Here is a 24,321-nt window from a genome sequence, read left to right on the forward strand (position 1 = left end):
TTCATACTCACTGACAATGTCGGAAGGGGACGGGCGAGGGGGTTTCGACTCGGCCAGGGCCGAGCTCTTCGAAGCGCTGGGGCATCCCAACAGGATCAGGATCCTGCAGGCGATGCGGGAGGGACCGCTGGGGTTCGCGGAGCTGAAGAGACAGGTGGGTATCGAAAGCTCGGGGCACCTGACGTTTCATCTCGGGAAGCTGGGTGGGCTGGTCTCTTGGGGCCAGATGGGCGTTACATGCTGACCGACGACGGGAGGGAAGCATTGAGGATCGTCGGGACAGCTAGAGACTGGGATGGGGAATCCTACCATCGCAGAAGACCGGTGGAAATCAGGAAGATACTGCTTGCGAGTCTCGCTATCCTGCTCGTCCTCCTTGCAGCCGTCGCTGGGGTCCAGCAGCTCAGAATAGCGCAGCTTTCGGCACAGCCGTCGGGGCTGGCAACCTTGTCGGGGAAGAGTTACTGGGACTCGACTCTCTCGCTGCAGGGCCTGCCCGATAATAACAGCCTTACCCTAATTTTCCATGGTGTGGAATTCACTCTTATCCCGACTGGTTCGGGGGTCAGCATTAACCCGGTTAGCCTCAACCTTACCGAGAATGGAGGGAGTGTGATGTTTGGTCAGACCAACGTGACCGTGAAGGTATCGAACTGGTCCACGTTCACGGGCGGAGGCGTGATCTTCTACATTTCGACGTTGTACCCCGACGAAGATGTGAAAGTGACATTCCCGGACGGCCATCAGGAGACGATGCACCTGACGACTCCGACCTACGACAGCGCGACGATGACTTTGCACAACGTGCACCAAGCCTTTCCCTGGTTCTCGCAGCACGTAGGGCCTCAGGCGGCCATCGTAGAAACCAACGGAAAGATTACGCTCTACGTTAGTGCTGATAGATAGAAACCACTAGCTGCCGGTCAGGATTCCGGCGACTTCTTTCCTGAGGATAGATCTGGTCCTTTCGAGCCTAGCTTCGAAGGTGTTGTCGAACCTGACCGAACCGTCGGGGGTCACGAGGACGACGCCACCGATGGTCTCGATGCTCTTGTCCTCGACGGCCAGCTTGACCTGCCCGCCGTTTAGCTTTCGGACAGCCGCGGAGACGGCCTTCCTGTCCCTTGGGCTGCAAGAGACGTTCGCCCTCGGCCCGATAACGTCAAGACCCTCCTTCACCAGTTGGGCAAGGGACTTCTCGTATGCGGGACCCGAGCCCGCCTTGAGCTCGTCCACCGCCAGACCGAACGCCTCGTTGACCGTCTTCTCCAACGACCTGAGCTGAGCGTCCCTGGACTCCAGTTCTGCGGCTCCGATGATCTGTCGCTTCAGGGACTCGGCGTGCTTGACGCTCGTCTCAAGGATCTTTTCGACGGCCGCTGCCGCTTCTTTGCGCGCTGACTCCACAGCCGCCTGAGCTTGGACCTTTCCCTCCTGCAGGTCGGCAAGGACCTCGGTTTCGAATTCCTGGGAGACCTTTTCGAGCGTGTCGGACGCTGCCTTGCTCAACCCACTCATACTCCTAGGATCGCCCGGAGCATGGCCCTGTACTCGACCTTCTCCTTCTTGCTACCCGGGCCGGGAACTTCGTAGATTAGCGGAATGGCCCTCTTCGACCTCATCGAGGTGAGCTGCTCGGCGATTGGCTTGGCCACCTCGTCGCTCACCATTATGAGACCCACCATAGGGTCCTTGACCAGGCTCTCCACCTTCCGGAGGGCAGCCTGGGGCGAGGAAACGTACTCGCCGGTCACGCCCGAAAGGACGAAGCCGGTGACGAAGGCCTTGCCCCCGACGGCGACAACTTTCATTTCGACTCCCCCAGGAGCCTTGCGACGACGGCTTCGGCAGCCTTCGTCTTTCTTCTTGAAATCGACGATTCGAACGCTTTCAATGATGACTCGCCCTCCTTCCTGATTTCTTCGGCTTCCTTCTCTGCCTCGGACATCGCTCTCGCCATCGTTTCGGAGGCCATCTGCTGCGCCCTTGAGATGGCGGCTGCCTTGGCAGACTCCGCCCAGACGGATGCGTCCTTGAGCATCTTCTTCTTGGACTCGGATGCCTCGGCCTTCGCCCTGTCCAGTTCGGATTCGAATTCCGCTAGGGCCTTGACAGTGTCTTCGATTGCCGAATTCACGAGAGCCGCTTTTTCGTCTGGCTCGGGTTTGCGTAATTAAACGTTAGTCTCAGGAAGTCAGTTTGAGAATCGCCCTGGCGACCTCGCCGTCCGATTCCTCCAGGGCGGCGACCGCCCTTTCCCTGGTTACGCTCGCCTGCTGCTGGACAAGAAGGACGTCCTCCTCGTTGAAGGCCTCCTTCTCGATCTCGACCTCTTCAACCTCGCCTATCACCTGGAAGACCCTGGTCCCATGGGCGTTCACCTCCGAGACTGAAGGGTTCTTGATGTGCATCTCCTTGTCGGGGGTCTTTATGACGACCTCCTCGACGTTGGGGATCTCTTTCGTGCTGATGCCCATGCGCTCCATCATGCGGCGGGCGTTCCTGTTGTCCATCTTCATTTCTCTCGACCTGTTCTGACCTTCACGGCCGCCCCAGACTTAAATCCTCGGATGTACTCTCCTTTCATGACAGCCATCCCGACCCCGAGAACCTTCCCCTGCTTGTCCACGACCGCGACCTCTCCTTTGGGAAGGACGTTCTTCCCCGCCGACTCGACGAACTTGCAGAAGACTGACTTGCCTCCCCTGACGAACCCTGCCGCATCGTCGGAGACGACGACGTAGTTGTGCTTGAAGCTCGGACCCTTGGAAAGGAGCTCCGCGCCGTAGATAGAGAGCGCCATGGCGCCGTTGGGCTTTACGGTGGCCAATAGCTTGCCGTCGTGGAAGATCAGCTTGACCCTGCCTGACCGCCGCGAGTAGACGACCCTGAGATTCTCTTTGGGGAGCGCCTTGCTTACCCCTCTGCCAAAGAGATAATCGAGCATGATCGAGACCCTCCGGTGCTCGCCCGCTTGTTCCATCGTAGGCCGCGCGACCGGCAGGGCGATAAAAGGAATGGGGGACCGGCGGGAGGTCTGTGGCCTCAGAGGTTATACGGAACCCCGGGCAGGGTCGGACGAAATCTGAAAACTTTGGATCGGAGCATAAGGGTCTTGAGACTTGGACAGCGGTTTGTGAGAGACGAGCGGACCCTGACGCACCTCTGCCTCGTCTCCAGGGCGCTCGGCGCGGAATCCATCTTTCTTGAAGACGCGGAGAAGGACGTCCTGGCGACGCTTGAGGATGTGAACCGCACCTGGGGCGGGGACTTCCAGGCGGTGCTCATGGCACCCTGGAGGAAGGTCATCAAAGACGCGAAGCAGGAAGGCAGGAGCGTAGTCCACCTCACCATGTACGGGACTCCCATCCAGGACGTCCTGGAGGAAATCAGGGGGTTGGAGAAAATTCTGATCGTGGTCGGGGGACCCAAGGTCCCGGGGAAGGTATACCATGAGGCTGACTACAACGTGTCGGTGACCTCGCAGCCCCACTCGGAAGTGGCGGCCCTCGCGATTGCGCTTCATGAGATTCAGGGTGGAGAAGAGCTTAAGAGGACGTTTCCAAAAAGTAGACTTCGGATTTTGCCCTCAGCGAGGGGCAAGAGAGTTGTAGAAGATTGAAAATAGAATACGAGGACACGTTTGTGAAGGTCGCCGGTCTCATCGGGGGGCCGGACTACGTCAGGGTAGCCAGGGCTCTCCTCAACAATGAAAACGCCACAGACGAGGAGATCGCCTCTGCCACCGGCCTCAAGATAAAGACGGTGAGGAAGGCGCTCTACGACCTCTTCGGCCGGAGCCTCATAACCGGGGTGAGGGTGAGGGACCCGAAGCGCGGGTGGTTCGTCTACAGGTGGAAGGCCCAGAGGGACCAGACTGACGGGTTCATCCAGACCCAGAGGAAGAAGGTCCTCAACAGGCTGAAGCAAAGGCTAGACTACGAAGAGACACACGAGTTCTACCACTGCGGGACCCCTACGTGCCTGACAAGGACGTTCGAAGATGCCATGGAGAACTTCTTCAAGTGCCCGACCTGTGGGAAGGCCCTCAACAGGCAGGACAACGCGGAACTGAAGGACTCCCTTCGCTGGAAGATCAAACAACTGGAAGAGGAACTCGTCAAGTGATACCCTCCGACGCCCAGGCGTTGGAGCTGCACAGGAAGTACGGGAGCAAGGATGTGATTGTGGAGCACTGCAAGACTGTTACGAAGGTTGCGAACGTCCTCGCTGGGGAGTTTCAGACAAAGGGAGTCGCCGTCGACGCGAAGGCAATCACGGCGGGGGCCCTTCTACACGACATTGGGAGGTCAAGGACCCAAACTGTCCGTCACGGAGTCGAAGGCTCGGAGATAATCGAGCACGAAGGCGTAGACCGGAAGGTAGTAGAGATCGTAAGGAAGCACGTGGGCGCTGGGATATCCCCGGAGGAAGCGAAGCTTTTGGGCCTCCCCGAGCTTGACTACGTCCCAAGAACCCTCGAAGAGAGGATTGTGTGTTTCGCCGACAAGATGGTGGACTCGAGCACGGTCAGGCAGTTCGAGGCCGAAGTCCAGCGGTTCACGGTCAAGAAGCACGACGTCGTGAGGCTCCTGGCCCTGAAGAGGGGGTTGCAGGAGGAGCTGGGGGAGGACCCGGAGCCTCTGATATTCGACAAGATTAAAGAAAGTCGGTAGAGGGCGGCGGATTCATGGCAGCGTGCATCTGTCGAATCTGCAGGCATCGAGACTACGAGAGTTGCGGAAGGTGCAGCTGCTGCGCATACAGTAGGTGCGCGTGCATGCAGAAGGCCGTTTCAACCGGATGATTCAGCAACCCAGATGGGGCTGTTAATAATTCACAGCACCGTTCATGGCAGATTATCCGCACCTGAGTTCTTCAGAGATTGTCCTCCTCCTACAAGAATCAGAAAGACGAGAAGCCTATTAAACAGTCAATAGCTCGGGCCATTTCAGCGAGGTGGGGAAGCCAGTCCCTAACGGGGGCTAGGTACATCCCGGCGGGCTCATAAGCTTCCAACGGAGTCACCCGCAGAGCGGAGGTTCAAATCCTCCCCTCGCTACCTTTGTTCTAGTGAAATTCGTCGAAACTCCAATGCCTGAACTCCAATTGCAAGTGCCGAATGCGAAAGGATTCGAACCCCTATTGAGAATGCTGGCTCTGACGGCTGCAAGCAGTCTCTCCAACAAGGCCCCAAAGAAGGTGATTGAAACGCGAGGAATGAACTCGTGAAAGGTATTAATCTCTGAAGACGAATAGAATTCCATGAAACCTGCACAGAAGGACACGCAGATGTCAGCCAAGAGCTCCACCGCGACAAGCAAGAAGTTCAAGGGATTCACGGACGAGGAACGAGTCGCGATGAAGGACCGCATCCAAGAGCTGAAGGCGGCCGCCCGCCCCGGACCGGAGGCAGACGGGGAAAGCGCCGTGCTCGCGAAGATCGCCGAGATGCCGGAACCGGATCGCACCATGGGCAGACGGGTCCATGCTATCATCAAAGTCAGCGCGCCAGCCCTCTCGTCGAGACTCTGGTACGGGATGCCCGCCTATACCAAGGATGGCAAGGTCGTCTGCCATTTCCAAGCAGCGCAGAAGTTCAACACGAGGTACCCGACGGTCGGCTTCAGCGACAAGGCGAACCTCGACGAAGGCACCATGTGGCCGGTCGCCTTCGCGCTGAAGGGGTTGACCGCTGCCGAAGAGGCAAGGATTGCCGCGCTCGTCAAGAAAGCGGTGAGCTAGGGACCATGCTCGGCGATTCCTAGGTCTGCCTGGACAATTAGGCCGCCTGATTCCAAAGGTCAGCCCGCTTCATCAGGTCGACGACTGCGTGTGCCGAAGACCTGTCTCTGTCAAGGGATGCGTTGTATGCTGCAATCTCGATGACTTTCAGCTTCTCAGTCTTGTCCAGGGCCGAGATGATCGCAACGACCTCGTCCGGGGTCAGCCCGTTCGGAGTCGGGTAACTGACGGCGGGGACGATGCTCGGGTCTATCACGTCCACGTCGAGGTGGCAGATGATCCAGTCAGACCTGTTGGCGAGGTGCCTCGCTGCCTCTTCGGCCACGTCTCTGGCGCCTGTGGTCCTGACCTGCTGTGCCGTGAAGAGCTTCGCAGGGGAGGAGTTGAACGCCAAGACCTCGGGCTCGTCGAGCGCCCTAGAGCCGACGTGGACCAATCTCTCCTGAGCGAGCAGGGGCCTGGCGGTCTCGACCTCATCCCCGAGTTTGGGACCCCTCCCACATGCCATGGCAAGGCACATTCCCCCGATGTAGCCGGAGGGAGAGGACTCCGGAGTGTTGAAGTCCCCGTGAGCGTCCATCCAGAGCATTCCCGGCTTTCCTGCGAAGACGTCCTTGAGGCCGGCGACACTCCCGACGGTCCCCGAGCACTCGTCGCCAATCAGAATCACCCTTTCAGTCCGTAGCCGACTGAAGGCTTCGCAAATTCGCGCGGTCGCGTCCTTGAAGTAGCCAAAGTTCTTGACATGTCCTTCCTCCAGGTCGACCTTGAGTGGGGCTATCGCGAGGTCCCCCTCGTCGAGCACGGCCCCCCTCACCGCGGTCAGTAGTCCAGCCGACCTCAGCGCCCCGGGCGACGCTCCCATTCCGGAGTGCTTTGAGAAGGTATAGAGCGGGATCCCGAGGATCGATGTCGCGTCCAAGTGGCTGTGTGTATGCCTCTGTCCTACTTATTTACACCTAGGAAGCCCTGTCGAAGTGATATGGCCAGAGATTCTACCCGGTCGGTCCATGAAGCTGAGCCCTTTGACGAGCAGTCCGGCTCCGTAGTGACTCCCATCTACCAGACCTCGACCTTTGCGTTCTCGAAGGCTGAGGACGCCAGGAAGGCAGTCACGGGCGAGAGCGGCAGGTACGTCTACAGCAGGTGGGACAACCCCACCACGGTACGACTCGAGAAGAAACTGGCGGCGTTCGAAGGAACTGAGGATGCGGCGTTCTTCTCCTCGGGGATGGCTGCCATCTCTACCTCGGTCCTCACTTTCCTCAAGGCTGGAGACCATGTCGTGGCGATCAGCGATTTGTACGGAGGGACGTTCCAGCTGATGGACAAGATACTCCCGAACTTCGGGGTGAAGACGACGCTCGTCGAGACGACCAACGAAAAGGCCATGAGGGACGCGATTCGCGAGGACACGAAGATGGTCTACGTGGAGAGCCCCACGAACCCCACCCTCAAGCTCGTTGATATCCGGAAGGCGGCGAAGCTCGCACATGGCGCCGGTGCACTCCTCCTCGTCGACAACACCTTCGCATCTCCCATCAACCAGAAGCCTGTCGAACAGGGTGCGGACGTATCCCTTCACAGCGCTACAAAGTACCTCAACGGCCATGCTGACGTGACCGCGGGAGCGGCGGCCAGCGACAGGGAGAAGGTGGACAAGATCAAGCACATGAGAAGAGACCTGGGAGGGACCCTCGACCCCCATGCGGCCTGGCTGGTCCTCCGAGGGATGAAGACCATGGCGCTCAGGGTCAAGGCCCAGAATGAGAACGCGATGGCGCTCGCAGAGTTTCTGTCCGCCCATCCAAGGGTGAAGGTGGTGCATTACCCCGGGTTGGAAGACCACCCTCAGCACGCGCTTGCCAACAAGCAGATGAAGGGTTACGGAGGGATGATGAGCTTCGAGTTGAAGGGGACGATGAAGGACGCGATGAGGTTGACCGAACGGCTCAAGGTCGTGTTCCTCGCGGCAAGCCTGGGGGGGGTGGAGACCCTGGTGTCCCAGCCATCGATAATGACGCACACCCAATTGACTAGGGCACAGAGGGCCAAGACGGGTATCCCTGAGGCTCTGATTAGACTCTCGGTCGGGATCGAGGACAAGGAAGACCTGGTAGAAGACTTCAGGCAAGCGCTGGCGTCTCGATAGACGGTCTGCCCAGCCAGCCTGAAACCTCGGTCGATTCCTGTTCTTGGGTTTGGTACCCGTATCTCGCGAAGGGTTTGGTCAGGTGCCTGTTGGCCCTCGGCGAAGAAATGTAGACGCCCCTCGCCAGAGTCCTCGGAGGACCCTTCGACACAGACAGGACCTGGATTTTCTCCACGTTGATCACTTTCAGATGCTTGGATGTGGGGCGCCTGACGCCCCCGTAGACTCTGACTGCGTCTCCATCCCGGAGGAGTTTCGCTACCCTTCTCAGGTCGCCCGTGGGCTCATAGACGGCGCAGTTGTGCTTCTTTCCCGCGAGGTCCAGCTCGAAGTAAACGTGTCCGCCCGGGCCCACTTTTGGTGAAGAAACCTTTCCTTCGGCCCACCCTGAGGAATAGACCTTCCAGTCGAGCGGCTTTTCGACGTGCGCGTCGGTGTGCTGGTTTGAAAGGTAGATCATGTGACCCAGTTGGCGTTCCTCGAAGGACACGAGGCGGAAGGCTTCGAGTACGGCCGCCGGGGAATCGCCGCGGATTCCGAGAAGGACGGGGTCGGGACCGTGGGGTGCGATGAGCACTTTCCTCTTTTGGTGGTCGTAATTGTTCAGGGTGTGAGGCCAGGTGCGGATTTCCATCTCCTTGACGGAAGCTGAATCGATGAGCCGTTTCGTTCCCCAGAATTCTTTGCGCCTGTAGGCGATGAGTTCGTAGGTGTGGTCGTAGCTCTCGTCGAAGGCCAGGGCGCTCGCTGCCCCTACCAGGCCCATTCCATTCCCGAGCTCGAACGACTTTACGCGGTGGTCTGAAAGGACTCTTCTTACGCGGTTTGGGTTGACTATCCCCGAGAGCGCGTCGAGGTAGACGGGCCTGAAGAGTTCTTTCAGGCTCAGGTCTTCCAGGAATACCATTCCTGTGTTGGCCCCGCCTTCGACATCTGAGAGTTCGGCGACCTTGGAAGCGAGGAGCCGGAAGGCTCGTTCCGGATCTGAGGTCTCGAGCGGGAGACAGATGGCTGCGTTCCCCCTGGTCTTGAAGGGGACGTTGGGATTGAGCCTGACGAGACGCGGGTAAGGAAGGACCTTCACCAGGGGGACAAGGTCCGTCGTAATGCGATAGGCGAGGTAGGTCGTGCAATAGCCGCGCGAAGAATCTGTGTCGTCAATCCCGACGAGGCAGCGCATAGGATGACCGGAAGAGATTCGGTATTTTAGCTTGGGAAGGAGGGTAACTAGGCTTCGACTACAATCATGGTGAGGGTGCTCCTCACCTTGTCTAGTCTGCGGATGTTCCAGGTGATCGTCTCCTTGACCTTTTCCATGGTGTCTGCCTGTACTCTGGCGACGATGTCGTACACCCCATAGACCACGTAGACGTCCTTCACGTTCTGAATCTCGCGGAGCTTCTTCAGGAGGTCCTCTTCAGCGCCCAAGTCAGCGTTGACTAAAACGAAGGCCATCGGCATTGTACGTCGTGCTAAATGAGCATCCACGGTATAAAAGAGTTGTGAGATAGAAGGAGCATTCGAGAAACAATTATTACCGAATCAGAAAGTGCGAGGCTCGTAACCCAGATTGAATGTCTACGCTCTTGAACTGTGCCAGGACGACCCCATCAAGTGCACGGCCAGGAAGATGATTCACATGGACCTGGCCAAGGGAGTTGGAAGGAAGTTCCACGCCTCTGACACCACCCTCGTGCTGAACCCCTACGCGCACCGGATGCTTTCCCCGCCTGACAGGGATGCGAAGGGAATCCTCGTCGTGGATTGCTCCTGGAACCAGGCGCAGGAGATATTCTTCAAGAGATTGGGAGGAAAGCACAGGCGGGTCCCTCTGCTTCTCCCGGCGAATCCGGTCAACTACGCGAGGCCGGGGATGCTGAGTTCCCTGGAGGCGGTGGCCGCGACCCTCTACGTTTTGGGGGAGGTGGAACAGGCCGAGGCGTACCTTGCTATCTACAAGTGGGGCCCGAACTTCCTGACGCTCAACCACGACCCCCTCGAGTCGTACAGGGAGTGCAAGAGCGAAGGCAAGGTCCTCCAACAGGAGAGGGAGTACTTCCCGCACCTCTTCCCGGAATAGCAAACGGTTAATTGCCGAAGGGTGGACGAGGTCCCGATACGAGTTGGCGGATGGGCCACGGGGACCTCCTGGGGAAGTTCCTCCCTCGCAGCAGGACGCGCGGCGTCATGAGACGCAGCCGGAGACGGCTGGCTCCAGAACAGAAACGTGACCCGGCCCATCTTGGGCGATGATGGGGCGACCTTGAGGTCGGTGGGTACCGGGATGAAACGGCTGACCCGCGCGGAGCAAGGCCAAACGTGGTTGATGAAACGCCTGCAGGAGACCAGGGTAGGCCGCTGAGCTGAATCCCGTCTAGAACAGAAGGAGGACTACGGCCAAGACGTATCGAGCATGGCTCCGGTGGAGGGGGAAAGACCCTCCATCGGGGGCTTTAGTTTTGGATTCTCTCCTCCCAGGCAGGCGTTTCTACTTGAGCGTAAGTTCGGCCCTGACGAAGTCTTGTTGGGTGGTGAGGGTGAAGCCCATCTCCCTGCAGAGGCTCAGCATGACAGCGTTGTCCTTTAGGACGACCCCGTAGATTGCTTCGAGGTGCTTCTCCTCTGCGATGTCTATGATCATGTCGAGGAGCTTCCTTCCTAGGCCCTTGCCCTGGTACTGGTCTGCGATCGCGACCGCGAATTCGCCACGGGCGCGTTCGGGCTCGGCGATAAGGCGGCCGACCCCCACTTCCCGGCGCCTGCCCCCCTCCTTGACCTCTGCGACGATTGCCATCTCTCTGTCGTAGTCGATGTTGCAGTAGCGGACCAGGTCGCCGTGGGGGAGGTCCCTCACGATGTTGAAGAACCTGTAGCGGCTCGTCTCCTCCGAGAGCCCGTTGATGAACTCGGCCTCCATGGCCTCGTCCTCGGGCCTGATGGGCCTTAGGAGGACGTCTGCGCCGTCTTCCAGCTTCCAAGGGACAACGTACTTCGTGGGGTAGGGCATTATCACCAGGTGGGGGTAGGGGACGGAGTAGTCGATGGGAGAGGGGTCGAGGAGAATCCTGACGTCTACCGCGAGTATCTTCCCTTCGGAGACTATGAGGGGATTGATGTCCATCTCGGCGATTTCTGGGAAGTCTGCGACCATTCCAGACAGGCGGACGATGACCTCCTCCAAGGACTTCAGGTTGACCGGAGGCTTGTTCCTGAGACCGTGGGCCAGGGCCTTGAAGATCTTCGTCTCCTCCATCATGCGCATCGCGAGCACCTGGTTTATCGGAGGAAGGCCTATGGAGAAATCCCGGAAGAGTTCCACGCCTATTCCTCCAGACCCGAAGAGCATCACGGCCCCGAAGTCCCTGTCCTTCTTCGACCCGAGTATGAGCTCGTAGTCAACTGCATTCGCCCTCTTCTGGACGTAGACTCCGTCGATCCTCGCTTCAGGCTTAAGGATTCTCACCCGGTCGAGGAGCTTGGTGAACTCGTCGGCCAGCCTTTCGCTGGTCGCTATGCCAGTCACCACGCCGCCCACATCAGTCTTGTGGGCGATCTCCTGGGAGACGACTTTGATGACGCAGGGGTATCCGACCCGGCGCGCGACCATCAGGGCCTCGTCGGCGGTCCGCGCGAAGCCTCCTTCCAGCCTTGGGATGTTGTAGGCGTCGAGGAAGCGGTCGGCGTCTCCCTGGGAGAGGAGCAGTTTCCCCTCTCTTATCGCGTTCCTGACCATCAGCTTCAGGTGGCTGTTGGGGGGCATCAGGTCGACGGGGAGTTCCTCCGGGGTCTCGTAGAGCAGGTCGAGGTTCCTCCGATACCTGTACATGTACATGTAGGTCCGCACAGCCTCCTCTGGCGTAGGGTAGGTCGGGATGCTGTTCTGGGCGAACCTCCTCCTAGCTTCGACGACCCCCTTGTCCCCCATCCAGACCGTGAGGATTGGTTTCCTCCCTTCCTTCGCGACCTTGACCACCACTTCGGCGAGGTCGGTCGGGGGGGTGACTCCCTGGGGCGCACAGATTGCCAGGAGCCCGTCGACGTTCGGGTCCCGGAGGCAGGCCTGGAGGGCTGTTTCGTATCTGTTCACGTCGGAGTCTCCCAGAACGTCCACAGGATTGCCTCGGCTCCAATAGGGAGGCAGGTGCTCGTTGAGGGTGCTGATCGTGAGTTCGGAGAGCTTCGCCAGCTCGCCCCCCAGGTCGGTGACTGAATCGGACGCGACAACCCCCGGGCCTCCGGCGTTGGTCACTATCGCGAGCCTGGGACCGGCTGGGAGGCGCCTGGAGTCGAGGACGCTGGCACAGTTGAAGAGGTCGCCTATCTCGTCCACCCTCACGACCCCCACGCGCTTGAACGCGGCGTCGTAGACTTCGAAGTCCCCGGCAAGCGCCCCGGTGTGGGACTGGACCGCCTTGGCGCCGGTGCTGTACTTTCCTGCCTTCAGGACGATGATGGGCTTGCTGCGGGAGAATCCCCGGGCCGCGCTCATGAACTTCTTCGCTGTGCCTATCCCTTCGACGTAGAGGATGATGCTCCTGGTGGACGGGTCGCTTCCCAGGAAGTCGATCAGGTCGCCAAAGTCCACGTCGAGCATGGAGCCCAGAGAAGCGAAGAGGCTGAAGCCGACGTGGGAGGTCATCGCCCAGTCCAGGATGGCGGACCCCAGGGCGCCGCTCTGCGAGATGAAAGCGATGGAACCCGGCTCGGGGTTGTCCCTGAGGAACGTGGCGTCCAGGTGCACCGAGGGCCTGGAGAAGCCGACGCAGTTGGGCCCGAGGAGCCTGAAGTCGTAATTCGACCTGATCTTCCTCAGGTCGTCCTCGAGCTTCACCCCTGCTTCTCCGATTTCGCGGAACCCCGCGGAGACGATCACTATTCCCTCGACGCCCGCCTTCGCGCACTCTTCGACGACTGCGGGGACAGTCGCGGCAGGGGTGGCGACGACGGCCAGGTCCACGTGGCCGGGGACGGCTGAAATGCTCGGATAGCACTTGACCCCCATCAGGCTTTCGTGTTTGGGATTGACTGGGTATATGGAGCGCTTCGCCTTGCCCTTCAGCAGATTCTTGAGGGTCGCTTCGCCTACCGTTCCCTCCTTGTCTGTTGCCCCGATCAAGGCAACGGCCTTCGGGTCGAACATCCTTGCGATGTCAGCCATCGTGCTCGAAGGCCTCGCCTCCGCGCGGGTATTACAGATTGCCCCGTATGCATGAGGGAACGCGTCTGTTCGAAGTCAACCTACCAAAAACGAGTGAGGATCGCGGGCTCCGGGCTGCACATAGGCTTCCTCTCCATAACGTTAAACCTGAGGTACGGCCGCCACGACGCACGATTTGAACAAGTTCGCGCACATGGCTGACGTGCACCTGGGGGCACACATAGAGCCAGTGCTCCAGAAGCTCGAGCTTCAGACATTCGACCTGGCCATGGCGCGGTGCGTCGAGCTGGGGGTCGATTTTGTGCTCATCTGCGGTGACCTGTTCCACGTCGCCATCCCCGACCTGGGGGTGGTGAACTCTGCGCTCAGGAGCATGATGCAGGTTCAGAGGCAGGGCATCCCCATCTATGCGATCTACGGAAGCCACGACTACACGCCCAATGGGACGTCGGTCATCGACGTCCTCAGCACCGCCGGCGTCCTGACGAACGTCTTCAAGCCTGAGTTCGAGGGCGAGCACCTCAAGCTTGGGATTACCGTTGACCAGAAGACGGGGGCCAAGCTCGCTGGCATCTCTGCCAGGAAGATCGGGCTGGAGAGCAGGTACTACGACGCGTTGGACAGGGACTCACTGGAAAAGGAGGAGGGGTTCAAGGTCTTCGCCTTTCACACCGGGCTTACTGAGCTGAAGCCCCAGCATCTGAGCGAGATGGAGACAGTCAGCGTCGAGATGCTGCCCAGAGGCTTCGGCTACTATGCAGGGGGACACATTCATGAAAGGGGGGAATACGACGCCGAAGGCTTCGAGAACATAGTGTTCCCGGGGCCGCTCTTCACAGGATACGGCCGTGACCTCGAGGCGACCGCAAGGGGGGAGAAGCGGGGGATGTACGTTGTGGAGTTCGACGACAGGGTGAGGGACAAGAAATTCGTCCCGATAGTGAGCGTCGGGGGAGTCTTCCGCGAATACGACCTGACAGGGAAGAACTCGAAAGAAGCAGGGGAAGTGATGACGCGGGATCTCGGAGGAGTCGACGTTTCAGGCAGGTTGGTGGTGATACGCGCTTTCGGCGAGCTGGCCGGGGGGAGGGTAGGAGAGGTCGGCTTTGCTGGGATCAGGTCGGAGCTCGCTGGGCGGGGCGCAATTCACGTTTACCTCAGCAGGAACTCGCTGAGGTCCAAGGATGCTCCGCAGTCAGAGGCGGCGGGACAGGACCCGGCCATGATTGAGCAGGCCCTCCTTTCGAAGGAGGTTGGAAGGGTGAGCGTCTCACAGGCGAATCTGACCGGGGAGCAGGGAGCGAAGACAGCGCTGGAGCTTCTCAGGCTGCTGCGCCAGCAGGCCAAGCTGGGCGAATCCAAGAAGGATTACGTTGCGAGGATGACGTCGGCGGGGAGGAAGACGCTCGGCGTCGGGGACGTGAATCAGAATTGATCATCCGAGAGCTCGAGCTGAAGAACATAAGGAGCTACGAGCACGTGCTGGTGAACCTCCCTCTCGGGAAGACGCTCTTCGAAGGGGACATCGGGTCGGGAAAGTCGACCATACTCATGGCCATCGAGTTCGCCCTCTTCGGCCTGGGGTCTGAGACAGGGTCGTCCCTGCTCAGGTTGGGCGAACAGGAGGGGGAGGTGAGGATGAGGTTCGAGGTGGACGGGAGCGAGTATGAGGTGAGGAGGGGGCTCGAGAGGAAGGGGGGAGGGGTCCAGCAGACGGACGGGGACTTCGAAGCCCCCGCAGAGAAGGTCGCCCTGTCTCCCAGGGAGCTCAAGGAAAGGATCCTCGAAGTCCTTCAGTTCAACGAGGCGCCGGAGCCCAAGGCGCAGAGCCTGATCTTCAGATACGCAGTCTACACGCCCCAGGAGGAAATGAAGGAGGTCCTTGCCATGCCCTCGGAGGTCAGGCTCCAGACTCTGCGGCGGGCGTTCAGGGTCGAGGACTACAAGACTGCGGCCGAGAACGCGAGTGAGATTTCACGCCAGATGAAGGGGGACATCAGGGAGCTGGAAGGGGTCGGGAGGGGACTCGAGAGGCTCAAGGAACAGCTGGACACCCTGATGCGGGAAGAGGAGGGGCAGAGGGGGTCCCTCGAGGCACTGCAGGCAGAGGACACGGGGTCGGATTCGGAGTTGAAGGCCCTCAGGGCCGAGAAGGAGAAGCTCCACAGAGAGCAGTTGAGCATGGAAGGGTTCAGGGCCGAGAAACAGTTGCAGGAGCGAGCCCTGAAGGAGGAAGAAAGGGAGCTGACAAGATTGGCCAGGGAGGAAGTGGACCTCACGGAGAGGGCCTCCGCGCTCAGGGTGGTGGTGGACAGGCAGAAAGGAAAGCATGCTCCAAGTCGGAGTTCGCCGGCCCGGTTGAAGGCGCGGGAGCTTGTGGCCGCAGCGGAGGCGAAGAGGCTCACCAGCCTTAGGGCGAAGGTCGAGTCGAAGCTGGGAGAGTACGGCTCGATAATGGAGAAGGGCGTGTGCCCCGTCTGCGACAGGCCGGTCCAGGCGCACGATTTCGAAGGCATAAGGTCCTCGAAGGAGGCCGAGCTCAGGCACCTGTCGGAGGAGCTGGCGAGGACGGAGCGGGAGGTGGAGGACCTGAGGGAGGCCCGAGAGTCGACGGAGGGGTACGTCGCGGAGAGGGAGAAGGTCAGGGAGAAGCGCACGGAGTTGGCTCGGCTCTCGAAGGAGCTCAGGGCCAGGCGAAGGGAAAAGGCGGCCGCCAGGAAGGGGATGGCCGCGGCCGGGGCCCGGCTTGAGGGGGTGGCCGAGAGGATGAGGCGGCTGGAGGACCTCTCGTCTCAGGTCGCGAGGGCGGAAAAGGGGATAGACAGAGCGGAGGAGGCCCTCGGGAAGACGCGTGAAAGGCTGGCGCGCACCCGGGAGAGACTCCAGATGTCCGACAGGAGGAGGGCCGAGCTGACCATCGAGATAGTAGCGAAGGAGGGCGCAGTAGCGAGGAGGGACAGGCTCAGGGAGAACGAAATGTGGCTGACCGGCTACTTCGTCCCGACAGTCCAGCTGATAGAAAGGTCGGTGTTGGGGAGCATCAACCAGGAGTTCGACCTGCTCTTACAGAAGTGGTTCGCGATGCTCGTCGACGACCCCGAGAAGGAGGTGAGGGTGGACGAGGATTTCACCCCAATCGTTTCCCAGGGAGGGTACGAACAGAATGTGCGTTACCTGAGCGGGGGCGAGAGGACTAGCGTCGCCCTGGCGTACAGACTGGCCCTCAACACCCTCACCCAGAGGGTGTCTGCCGGGATGAAGTCGAATCTGCTGATGCTCGACGAGCCGACGGACGGATTCAGCCAGGAACAGCTGGGGAACGTCAGGGAGGTCTTGGACGACGTCGGTTCGCCCCAGGTGATCATCGTCTCCCACGACAAGGAGCTCGAGAGCTTCGCGGACCAGATTCTCAGGGTGACCAAGTCGTGGGGAGTTTCAAGGGTCGAGACCCCGGAAGTCTATGCTCGGTCGTCGTAGATACCACCGGGTTTAAGTTCCGAGACAGGAAGATTCTGGGCGTTTCGTTTGCCGAGGAGGATAACCTGGCTTTCAAGCGTGATGCCCATGGCCGTCACGGGCCTGGAGGAGGATGTAGCGAGGTCAATCGAAGTGGTGGAGAACCCGCCCGCCTGGATGTGCTTGCGGTGCCGGGGTGCGAAGCTGCTTTGCGGGAAGCCGCGCTGCCCGATAATAGTCAAGGCCCAGTCCATGGCGAAGCAGGCTTCCTATCTGTCCGGGGACGAGGTCAACGGCTCGTCCCCTCCCGGGGTATTCGTGGGGAGGCTGGGGTATCCGAAGGTCTCCATCGGGCCCATGGTCCCCCCTCGGTTCGGAGATACTTCGATCCTAGATACTCCGGAGGAGTGGCTGGGGAAGCCGATAGAGCAGATCGTCGACTACCGGTATTCGCTCGTGCGAGGGAATGCCCGGGCGAGCGTCGACGACGCGAAGAGGCCGGGAAGGCTGCTAAGCTCTCTGCAGGAGCTGGCGATGGCGAGCCGCCCTGTGGACACCGAGCTGAAGCTGACGAAGCCGCCTCGGAGGATACTTGTTCTCAGCGAGGACACCCAGCCCTACGGACCTTCAGGGCCTCTCGAACGATTCAAGATCGGCAATACGTCGGTCGACAGGAGGATAGAGAAGGCGCACTATGACAGGGACCTGAAGGCGGCGGACGCGGTCAGGGAGCTCTACGCCAAGGGGGTGCTCGTCACGCGGATCCAGAAGTCCTTCAGCCTGGGGATGTTCGGGGAGGGGGCAAGGAGGAAGATAGTTCCCACCCGCTGGAGCATCACTGCGGTCGACAGTTCGATAAGCCTCAGCCTCCTTGAGAAGGTCAAGCACCACCCAACGATCGACGAGTATCGGGTGTATCGGTTCAACGTCTACGACAACCAGTACGTCGCCATCCTCCTGCCAGAGCCGTGGAGGTTCGAGTGGATCGAGGCCTGGTTCCCGAACACGACCTGGAACCAGTTCTCCACTTCTCCCTACATGATAGGAGACTACGAGGAGTACTTCGGGAGGACCACCTACGCCAGGGTGGGCGGGTGCTACTACTCAACCCGGCTCGCCGTGGCGGAGGCCCTGGACAGGGAGAGGAGGCAGGCCGCGGCGATCGTGCTCAGGGAGACGTACCCAGGGTTCATCATGCCGCTGGGGGTGTGGAACATACGAGAGAGCATACGGGAGATGATGAAGAACCCGTTCGAGAGGCACGACACATTCCAGGGGGCGATGAACTCGGCGCTCTCGAACATGAGGATTCAGAAGGCAAAGTGGACCAGGGAGAGCGTCCTAATCTCCAGGGAGCTCACCCAGACGAAGATCACGAACTTCTGAGTTTGTGAGGACACGAGGCAATTCGTTTTAATGCTGAGGTTGGTCTCCTAGGACCCTGTTGACAAAGAAACTTTTCTGGGACGACATGTACCTCCGTGAGTTCAACGCAGAGGTGGAGCTGGTGGATGGGAACAGGGTCGTGCTCGACCAGACTGCGTTCAACCCCAGGGGGGGCGGGCTGGTGTCCGACACGGGCCGGCTAAACGGGATGAGGGTAATCGAAGCGACCAAGGAAGGGGAGAACGTCTTTCACATCCTGGAGGCGCCGGCTGAGCTCAGGATAGGCGACAGGGTCCACGGAGTATTGGACTGGGACCGGAGGTACAGGCTAATGCGCATGCACACGACGGCACACATCTTGAGCTCAGTGGTCAACGGTGAGACGGGAGCGTTGATCACCGGGAATCAGATCAGCCCGGAGGAGTCCAGGGTCGACTTCGACCTCGCGGAGTTCGACAGAGACAAGCTCTCCTACTTCATCGAGAAGGTGAACGTGGCGGCGGGGAGGGGGGTCGAGGTGAAGACGTTCTTCATGAAGAAGGAGGAGGCCCTGGCCAAGCCGGGGTTCGTGAAGCTGGCAAATGCGATGCCTCCGTCCCTGGAGATGCTTCGGATCGTTCAGATCGGGGACATCGACACGCAGGCGGACGGAGGAGTGCACGTCGGGAATACGAAGGAGATCGGAAAGGTGGTGGGCCTAAGGGCCGAGAACAAAGGTCGGAGCAACCGGCGGCTCTACTTCACTGTAAGATGAGCGGCAGAAGATGAGCATTAGGAGGTTCTGCTAGCCTCTCGATAGCAGCATGGAGACCGTAGCTTCAGCGAAGATGTTCAAGACCTCGTTTGTTGCGAATCAATTAGGAATCCGGACTTCACAATAGCGCACTGGCTGACGAGAGGAGGAAGATGAAGGCCAGATACGGGCTCGAGAACTTGAACGCTAGCCACGCGTTCTCCTTGGTCGGGGCGAGCAGCAGTTTGATGTCCGTCGCGAGTATCGAGATGTCGAAGATTGATGCGCCAAGAACGTAGACCATGAAACCGATGCCGTTAAAGTACGGGGAGAAGAAGAGGCTTACTGGTATCAGAAGAAGGGTGTTCGCAACGATATATCGGGCCGCTTTCTTTTCTCCAACCACTGATGGAAGCATGGGTATGCCCGCAGACGAATAGTCTTCCTCCGTGATGACCGCCAGGCTCCAGAAGTGGCTGGGCGTCCATACAAACACCAGGGCGGCGAGCGTCCACGCGACCCATGGATTCGCGTTTGTTATCGCGTACCATCCGGCAAGCGCGGCGCAGCTCCCTGCGAATCCTCCCAGGACTATGTTCCAACTGGTCCTTGGCTTGAGCCACATCGTGTAGATTGGTATGTAGACCAAGGCTCCAAGCGCGATGAAGAGAGTGGCATAGAGGTTCAGGGTGAGGTAGGCGACGAGAATTCCAATGATGAGAAGAGAGAGCGCAAATAGTAGTGCTCTTGTCCTATCCTCAATTCTGTGGGTGGGAAGAGGTCTATTTCTCGTCCTCCTCATCTTGGCATCGAGATCCATTTCCAGGTAGCTGTTGAGCGCGAGCGCACCTGCGGAAGAGAGTGTTCCTGCTACGAGAAGACCCACGAGCGTGATGGGCGGGGGGATTGATTTAGAGGCAATCGTCGATGAAGCAAGGGCAACGAGCAACAGGAGGGGGATTATCTTTGGCTTAGTCAGTCGTGCGTAGTCCCTCAGGCTCAACCTTCATGCCTCTGTATCTGTTCTGGAAGCCTTCGCGTTTGTTTGTCAAATCTGCTCGCCACGCCATGTATGGGGCCAATCAAACTCCAGATCACGGGTCTCAATGACAGCTCGGAAGACGTCCACGCTGACTCGGCCACTTAAGAGTTGGACTTCGGATTCCGCCCAGTCGCGCTCCATCGCATCACGTTCCTCGGTTCAACCGGCTCGACTGCGAGCTCACCTGTAACATTTATATTGCAAAGTCACGGTCTTTGAGAGTGATGAAGGGCGGCCTCGCCTCGCTCGGAATTCTCTTGGTCCTGGCAGCAGTCCTACTCTTCTGGAGCACGTTCAGCGGTGGTTCCCTGGGAGGGCTTGTAATCACAGACGGCAACGGGGCAGCAAACTTCGTCGCGATGGCGTTCGTAGTTGTCTTCCTGCCCCTAGGTTCGGGACTCGCGTTCTACGGCTTGACGACCCGTGGCAACCTCATGGCCGAAGGAGGCGCAACGGAATCATACGGGGGAGGTTCTTCAACTACTGGAAAGGTGGCGGTGGTAATAGCTGTGATTGCCATTCTGATCGGGGCGGGGATGTATGTCGCATTCTCATCCAGCCTCAGCAATCAATCAAACCAGATTAGTTCGCTGAGCTCCCAACTTACCTCCCTGGCGGGCAAGCCACCGACGGCCTCGGTTAACGTTGCACCGGGGGTGATAGCAGTGAGGGTAGACTGGAGCAACCTCGACCCGACGACCCAGGATAGGTTCAACCCAAGTGTCATAACCGTAGTACAGGGGTCAGTCGTCCAGATCCTTTTCGAGCACAACGACACTGACGCCCATACGTTTACGATGTATGCACCTCAGTCGACCTATGGTTTCCAAATCAACGCCACCCTTGCCGGGATGAGGGACTTCCTCGACAGCCACATCTATCCCGCTTCCTGCACCAATGGCAGCTACCAACAGGATACAACGGGACTAACCGCCAACGGAGTTTCAACAGTCTTCTGTATCTCCGGAAGCAGCCTGCTGTCGATCGCCGAACTCAAATCACATGCGGCCTCCAACTTCAGGATTGCTGTCAACCCCAACCCGGCTTTGCCTCTCACGCCGACCAACCAATCCGGGAACCCGACAGCGATTCTGCTTCCAGTGGACAACCTGGTTCACTACGGGAGCGGTACGCTGGGGAGAATAGCAAACGCGAGCGGGACGGCCGAGGTGTTTGGCATAGGCGCCTTCCAGGCGAACACGCCGGGGGTGTTCGAATTCTTCTGCGACTACCACGTGTCGAACGGCATGTTCGGCTATATCGTAGTGTTACCGAATGCATACTGCACGACCAATGTCGCAGCTTGCGGCGTAACAAACTCCACCTCGACAGTCCCCTGAAAGCCTTGTTGTTATGGCGGGGGTTTCAGACAATCCTGAGAAAGGGATAACACTGTCCTCATCGTGTCTCACCCTCGATGCGGCGCTCCCACAGCCTCCTGACGATTCTAGTCGCAGCCCTACTCTTTACCCAGGGGGCCTCCATCGTGGGGGCCTCTCAAGGCTCGGGGGGCAGTGTCAAGACCTCGCAGTTCGTCTCCTACCGGATCATCCAACACAGGCTGCCTCTTGGCTCTTCCCAGCCTTGGACCATAACGAGTGACCGGTCAGGAAACATCTGGTTCGTCGAACAGTCTTCCAACCAGATAGCCATGTACGACCCGAAGGCGGACAGTTTCCACGAGTATCAAATTCCTACGAAAGGCGCCCTCCCCCAGGGAATCGCGATCGGCGCGGACGGAAGCGTCTGGTTCGTCGAGGTCGAGTCGAGCAAGCTGGGCATTCTCTCGAAGGGATCCAGCCAAATCACCGAGATTCCCCTGCCCAAGTCACCGGCAGGTCTCTCCTGCGGCCCGATCGGAGTGACGGCGCGCGGTGATGCAGTGTGGGTGACGTGCGAATTTTCAAACCAGATCGACGAATACATCCCATCCTCTGGGGCGTTCTCATCCTACGACCTGCCAGTGCCCTACTCGGCCCCCCTCCAGGTCCTCTTTGACAATGGGGGCAACTTCTGGTTCACTGCAGCGAACGCGGAGATGCTGGGGTACGCCACAACCTCAAAGCTACTGAACGGCACTTCCAACGGCATCCAAGAGTTCGCCCCTGTCAACCAGACCTACGCCTACACCTTCACAAGTCCTCTCCAGCCAGGCCCCATCGTCTCCAGCCTCAGGGTTCCCAGCCAGCTAGCCTTCAGTCCTGACGGGAGATCCCTATGGTTGACCGAACATGCCGCAAGCTCGTTCGACAGGTACATCATATCAAGCGGAAGTCTCCTGAAGTATTGGACCTCGAGGCCCACCAACTCTCTCTTCCCCCAAACTCTCCCCAACGGAATCGTTGTCGACGGGCGCGGTATCGTCTGGATCGCAGAGCACTACGGAAACGCGATTGCGAGATTCGATCCTGTATCGGAGCAACTGACAGAATACAAGATTCCATGCTGCGGTGCTTCATTGGCTACGACGCTCTACCTAACTCTGGATTCGAACGGCTCAGTATGGTTCAGCGAGTTCACCGGCAACGCGATTGGGGAGCTTGTCCCCTCTCCCCTCGTGCAAGGCCCTTCTCTATCTCTTAGCCCAGGAAACGCGACCCTGAACCCAGACGGCACTGCCAAGTTCACCGTCTCGGCGTCGTTGGCAGTAGGGGCTGAGCCGACGGTACTTTCTCTCGCCGTCTCTGGAATGACTCCCAGCGGAGCTCTCTCCAACGTCTCCGCCGCTTTCTCCAACCAAGCCCTGGTACTCTCCCCAGGCACCAACGCGTCCTCTACCCTAACGCTCTTTGGCCGAGGAGTGAATCCCGGGACCTATTACCTGACGGTTGGCGGCAGGTTAGTCGCTGAGAACGCAACCGAGTCTGTCATTCTCAAGCTGACCGTCCCCGGAGGGCAGGGAGGGGCACAGACCGCACTCGCCTATGCGCTGGTCGTAGGGGTGGCCGGGTCCGTTGCGGTGGTCGTGATCCTCTCTTACAGAAAGAAGAAAGGCCCTGCTTATGGGAGGGCTGCGCCTAGCCGACTACTTCGACGACCCCAGTCATAGGGTGGACATTACAGAAATATGGGAAGACGCCGTCATTGCTGAAGGTCACCGCCACCGCGCTGGCCCCGATTGCGATGATTCCGGTGTCCCAGATGCCCGAATCGGAGGTCGCGGTGTGAGTCGTGTCGTCGGCGTTCACCCAGATTACCTGTGTGCCCTTGCTAACTATGACAGGCTGCCCGGTCCCGAATACAGAGTTCTTGATTACGATCCTGCAGGGGTTCTGACAGTTGACTGTGGGGGTGGTCCCCCCTCCCCCGCCGCCCGAAGAAGGAAGCACGGGCCCCGTCCCTTGTGCCGGCGCGAAATAGAAAGCGGCCACGGGTGCTAGAGTGAACAGCACCATGACGACTGCGAGAGTCGCCCAGAGGTATCGGGTCCTTATCGTGATGCTCTGCGGCAGGACAATGGTAACGGTTCCAGGCTTTTTGTCTCCGGAGTCCCGGTTCTCAGACATGACTCTGCGCCTCCTTGACAACTACGGCATTTGAATTTATATCCTTTTGGCGCCTCCTTCTGGTAGCCAGGGGGAATCGAGTCCCCTCTTTCTGATGGTTCGAGAAAGGTAGACCAGGCTCAGTGTCAAAGTCGCTACGCTGACGACCGGCGGGATTACGGCGCCGTACACGTTGCTGTAGACGGTTTCAGCCGCGGTCAACCCCCCGAAGATGACCGACAGGAATGTTGGCACAAGGCAGGTCGGGCAGGTCGCAGTCAGCCCAAGGACCGAACCGAACGCAGACATGGCCGTGCCCGCCGTCGAACACCTCAGGCCGCTCCTGGAAATCAGGAAGTGGGCCATGCTCAGGTTCGAGGCCACCAGCAGCCCCAGAAGCGTAGCAAAGACCATCTCGAAGGGGATGATTAGAAGGTTCACCTGCGGGCTCAGCTGGACAATTGCATAGGGAAGGTAGACCAGGTTCAGGAAGGGCTGCTCTATGCCCACGGTGAAGGTGTATGCGAATGGATACGCGTTAGAAGGCGGCGGGAGGTTCTCGAACACGTTGAACCCGGAGACAAGTATCTGGTTGACGAGAAGTAGGTAGACCAGAGCAAACGACAGCGATACGACCGCCGCCATCACTGCATACTGCCTCAGACGAAGGACCTTCGCCAGGGTTGGGAACCCGGCGTAGAGAATCTTGGAGAACCCAAGAATGGATGTGACCACCAGCAAGAGGATGTAGGCACTCCCTAGCATCGACGCGGAGGATGGAGGAGGATACGGGTAGTACTGGTAGACTTCGTATCTCATGGCGCCGAAGGCCGCTACGGCCGCTGTGAAGATTCCGAGGATTGCGATGACAGGGACAGAGTTGAACCTCGCTGCGAACTTAGAGGTGCGGGGTTCCGGTAGGACGGCCCTCCAGCCCCGGATTGGTCTTACGAGGACAACGAAAGTCAACACTACGGATGTTATCAAATACGGTGCCAGAACCTCGAAGTAGAAGGCAGAATTCACGTTGTAGTAGGCCGTGAGGAGAGGCAGACCGAAAAGCAGAGACGCCATTGCAAAAAGGTATGCCTGGGAGATCGATGGCGCCGTCCGGTTTTGCAAGGCCTGCGGAAACCCGTCTGATTCCGTATTAACACTTCGCCA

General features: G+C 59.2%; 26 protein-coding genes, 1 tRNA gene and 1 other RNA gene. 16 read left to right on the forward strand and 12 right to left on the reverse strand.

Annotated elements, in window-relative coordinates; all coding sequences use genetic code 11:
• The first annotated feature begins 16 nt into the window (after positions 1–16).
• Together OK438_03170 and OK438_03175 are read left to right on the forward strand one after the other, a co-directional pair.
• Positions 17–244, forward strand: a complete 228-nt coding sequence (locus OK438_03170) for a winged helix-turn-helix domain-containing protein (GenBank protein ID MDA4124434.1) — start codon at positions 17–19, stop codon at positions 242–244.
• Positions 217–906 carry a hypothetical protein gene (locus OK438_03175; GenBank protein ID MDA4124435.1) on the forward strand — a complete coding sequence of 230 codons (690 nt, stop codon included), beginning with the start codon at positions 217–219 and terminating at the stop codon, positions 904–906. Before OK438_03170 ends, OK438_03175 begins: the two co-directional genes overlap by 28 nt.
• 6 nt (positions 907–912) lie before the next feature.
• On the opposite strand, the gene OK438_03180 is transcribed toward OK438_03175, so the two are convergent.
• The 5 genes from OK438_03180 to OK438_03200 are packed head-to-tail and all read right to left on the reverse strand — an operon-like array spanning position 913 to position 2,983.
• On the reverse strand, positions 913–1,509 hold the full coding sequence (locus tag OK438_03180; GenBank protein MDA4124436.1) for a V-type ATP synthase subunit E family protein: 597 nt from the start codon (positions 1,507–1,509) through the stop codon (positions 913–915).
• Between the two features lie 5 nt (positions 1,510–1,514).
• Entirely contained in the window at positions 1,515–1,811 is a 297-nt protein-coding gene (locus OK438_03185; protein ID MDA4124437.1) for a vacuolar H+transporting two-sector ATPase F subunit, read from the reverse strand.
• Positions 1,808–2,137 carry a hypothetical protein gene (locus OK438_03190; GenBank protein MDA4124438.1) on the reverse strand — a complete coding sequence of 110 codons (330 nt, stop codon included), beginning with the start codon at positions 2,135–2,137 and terminating at the stop codon, positions 1,808–1,810. Before OK438_03190 ends, OK438_03185 begins: the two co-directional genes overlap by 4 nt.
• A 49-nt stretch (positions 2,138–2,186) precedes the next feature.
• On the reverse strand, positions 2,187–2,513 hold the full coding sequence (locus OK438_03195) for a nascent polypeptide-associated complex protein (GenBank protein ID MDA4124439.1): 327 nt from the start codon (positions 2,511–2,513) through the stop codon (positions 2,187–2,189).
• Between the two features lie 2 nt (positions 2,514–2,515).
• The gene (locus OK438_03200) at positions 2,516–2,983 is read right to left on the reverse strand and encodes a queuine tRNA-ribosyltransferase (protein MDA4124440.1); all 468 of its coding nucleotides are present in this window, start codon (positions 2,981–2,983) and stop codon (positions 2,516–2,518) included.
• A 132-nt stretch (positions 2,984–3,115) separates the two neighbouring features.
• Between OK438_03200 and OK438_03205 the strand changes: the two genes are divergently transcribed.
• From OK438_03205 to OK438_03225, 5 genes are all read left to right on the forward strand, one after another.
• Positions 3,116–3,622, forward strand: a complete 507-nt coding sequence (locus OK438_03205) for a tRNA (cytidine(56)-2'-O)-methyltransferase (protein MDA4124441.1) — start codon at positions 3,116–3,118, stop codon at positions 3,620–3,622.
• Entirely contained in the window at positions 3,619–4,128 is a 510-nt protein-coding gene (locus tag OK438_03210) for a transcription factor (GenBank protein ID MDA4124442.1), read from the forward strand. The genes OK438_03205 and OK438_03210 overlap by 4 nt, the downstream gene beginning before the upstream one ends.
• Positions 4,125–4,676: an HDIG domain-containing protein gene (locus OK438_03215; protein MDA4124443.1), complete on the forward strand. Its 552-nt coding sequence runs from the start codon at positions 4,125–4,127 to the stop codon at positions 4,674–4,676. The genes OK438_03210 and OK438_03215 overlap by 4 nt, the downstream gene beginning before the upstream one ends.
• A 277-nt stretch (positions 4,677–4,953) precedes the next feature.
• Positions 4,954–5,062 (forward strand) — tRNA-Met (locus tag OK438_03220).
• A gap of 203 nt (positions 5,063–5,265) precedes the next feature.
• Positions 5,266–5,745 carry a DUF1801 domain-containing protein gene (locus OK438_03225; protein ID MDA4124444.1) on the forward strand — a complete coding sequence of 160 codons (480 nt, stop codon included), beginning with the start codon at positions 5,266–5,268 and terminating at the stop codon, positions 5,743–5,745.
• Positions 5,746–5,782: 37 nt separating this feature from the next.
• On the opposite strand, the gene OK438_03230 is transcribed toward OK438_03225, so the two are convergent.
• Positions 5,783–6,667 (reverse strand): arginase family protein, encoded by an 885-nt coding sequence (locus OK438_03230; GenBank protein ID MDA4124445.1) that lies wholly within the window; start codon positions 6,665–6,667, stop codon positions 5,783–5,785.
• Positions 6,668–6,727: 60 nt separating this feature from the next.
• Between OK438_03230 and OK438_03235 the strand changes: the two genes are divergently transcribed.
• Positions 6,728–7,897 (forward strand): aminotransferase class I/II-fold pyridoxal phosphate-dependent enzyme, encoded by a 1,170-nt coding sequence (locus tag OK438_03235; protein ID MDA4124446.1) that lies wholly within the window; start codon positions 6,728–6,730, stop codon positions 7,895–7,897.
• Here the strand turns inward: OK438_03235 and OK438_03240 are convergent.
• Both OK438_03240 and OK438_03245 read right to left on the reverse strand, forming a co-directional pair.
• Positions 7,872–9,077, reverse strand: coding sequence for a tRNA(Ile)(2)-agmatinylcytidine synthase (locus OK438_03240; protein ID MDA4124447.1), 1,206 nt, complete (start codon positions 9,075–9,077; stop codon positions 7,872–7,874). The two genes, OK438_03235 and OK438_03240, sit on opposite strands and share 26 nt — an antisense overlap.
• 47 nt (positions 9,078–9,124) lie before the next feature.
• Positions 9,125–9,358, reverse strand: coding sequence for an Lrp/AsnC ligand binding domain-containing protein (locus tag OK438_03245; GenBank protein ID MDA4124448.1), 234 nt, complete (start codon positions 9,356–9,358; stop codon positions 9,125–9,127).
• Between the two features lie 109 nt (positions 9,359–9,467).
• Here OK438_03245 and OK438_03250 point away from each other — a divergent pair, with 109 nt between their 5' ends.
• Both OK438_03250 and rnpB read left to right on the forward strand, forming a co-directional pair.
• A complete protein-coding gene (locus OK438_03250; protein ID MDA4124449.1) occupies positions 9,468–9,977 on the forward strand; it encodes a DUF367 family protein in 510 nt (169 codons plus the stop codon).
• A 38-nt stretch (positions 9,978–10,015) separates the two neighbouring features.
• An RNA gene (gene rnpB / locus OK438_03255) (RNase P RNA component) lies at positions 10,016–10,303 on the forward strand.
• Positions 10,304–10,385: 82 nt separating this feature from the next.
• Here rnpB and OK438_03260 read toward each other — a convergent pair.
• Positions 10,386–13,055 (reverse strand): GNAT family N-acetyltransferase, encoded by a 2,670-nt coding sequence (locus OK438_03260; GenBank protein ID MDA4124450.1) that lies wholly within the window; start codon positions 13,053–13,055, stop codon positions 10,386–10,388.
• 175 nt (positions 13,056–13,230) lie between these two features.
• Between OK438_03260 and OK438_03265 the strand changes: the two genes are divergently transcribed.
• From OK438_03265 to OK438_03280, 4 genes are read left to right on the forward strand one after another with little or no spacing between them, the layout of a single operon-like run.
• The gene (locus tag OK438_03265; GenBank protein MDA4124451.1) at positions 13,231–14,490 is read left to right on the forward strand and encodes a DNA repair exonuclease; all 1,260 of its coding nucleotides are present in this window, start codon (positions 13,231–13,233) and stop codon (positions 14,488–14,490) included.
• Positions 14,487–16,532, forward strand: coding sequence for an SMC family ATPase (locus tag OK438_03270; GenBank protein MDA4124452.1), 2,046 nt, complete (start codon positions 14,487–14,489; stop codon positions 16,530–16,532). The genes OK438_03265 and OK438_03270 overlap by 4 nt, the downstream gene beginning before the upstream one ends.
• Before the next feature lie 48 nt (positions 16,533–16,580).
• Positions 16,581–17,897 carry an Nre family DNA repair protein gene (locus OK438_03275; protein MDA4124453.1) on the forward strand — a complete coding sequence of 439 codons (1,317 nt, stop codon included), beginning with the start codon at positions 16,581–16,583 and terminating at the stop codon, positions 17,895–17,897.
• A 58-nt stretch (positions 17,898–17,955) separates the two neighbouring features.
• Positions 17,956–18,651 (forward strand): alanyl-tRNA editing protein, encoded by a 696-nt coding sequence (locus tag OK438_03280; GenBank protein ID MDA4124454.1) that lies wholly within the window; start codon positions 17,956–17,958, stop codon positions 18,649–18,651.
• 118 nt (positions 18,652–18,769) lie between these two features.
• Here OK438_03280 and OK438_03285 read toward each other — a convergent pair whose 3' ends face one another.
• Positions 18,770–19,633, reverse strand: coding sequence for a heme o synthase (locus tag OK438_03285; protein ID MDA4124455.1), 864 nt, complete (start codon positions 19,631–19,633; stop codon positions 18,770–18,772).
• Positions 19,634–19,896: 263 nt separating this feature from the next.
• On the opposite strand from OK438_03285, the gene OK438_03290 reads away from it, so the two are divergent.
• Complete coding sequence (locus tag OK438_03290) at positions 19,897–21,012, forward strand: hypothetical protein (GenBank protein MDA4124456.1); 1,116 nt, start codon at positions 19,897–19,899, stop codon at positions 21,010–21,012.
• A 77-nt stretch (positions 21,013–21,089) separates the two neighbouring features.
• Complete coding sequence (locus OK438_03295) at positions 21,090–22,721, forward strand: SMP-30/gluconolactonase/LRE family protein (GenBank protein ID MDA4124457.1); 1,632 nt, start codon at positions 21,090–21,092, stop codon at positions 22,719–22,721.
• Here OK438_03295 and OK438_03300 read toward each other — a convergent pair.
• Both OK438_03300 and OK438_03305 read right to left on the reverse strand, forming a co-directional pair.
• The gene (locus OK438_03300; protein ID MDA4124458.1) at positions 22,690–23,178 is read right to left on the reverse strand and encodes a hypothetical protein; all 489 of its coding nucleotides are present in this window, start codon (positions 23,176–23,178) and stop codon (positions 22,690–22,692) included. The two genes, OK438_03295 and OK438_03300, sit on opposite strands and share 32 nt — an antisense overlap.
• A 36-nt stretch (positions 23,179–23,214) precedes the next feature.
• Positions 23,215–24,279: a hypothetical protein gene (locus OK438_03305; GenBank protein MDA4124459.1), complete on the reverse strand. Its 1,065-nt coding sequence runs from the start codon at positions 24,277–24,279 to the stop codon at positions 23,215–23,217.
• Between the last annotated feature and the right edge of the window lie 42 nt (positions 24,280–24,321).

The sequence above is a fragment of the Nitrososphaerota archaeon genome (genome assembly GCA_027887005.1).
Taxonomy (GTDB): domain Archaea; phylum Thermoproteota; class Nitrososphaeria; order Nitrososphaerales; family Gagatemarchaeaceae; genus UBA183.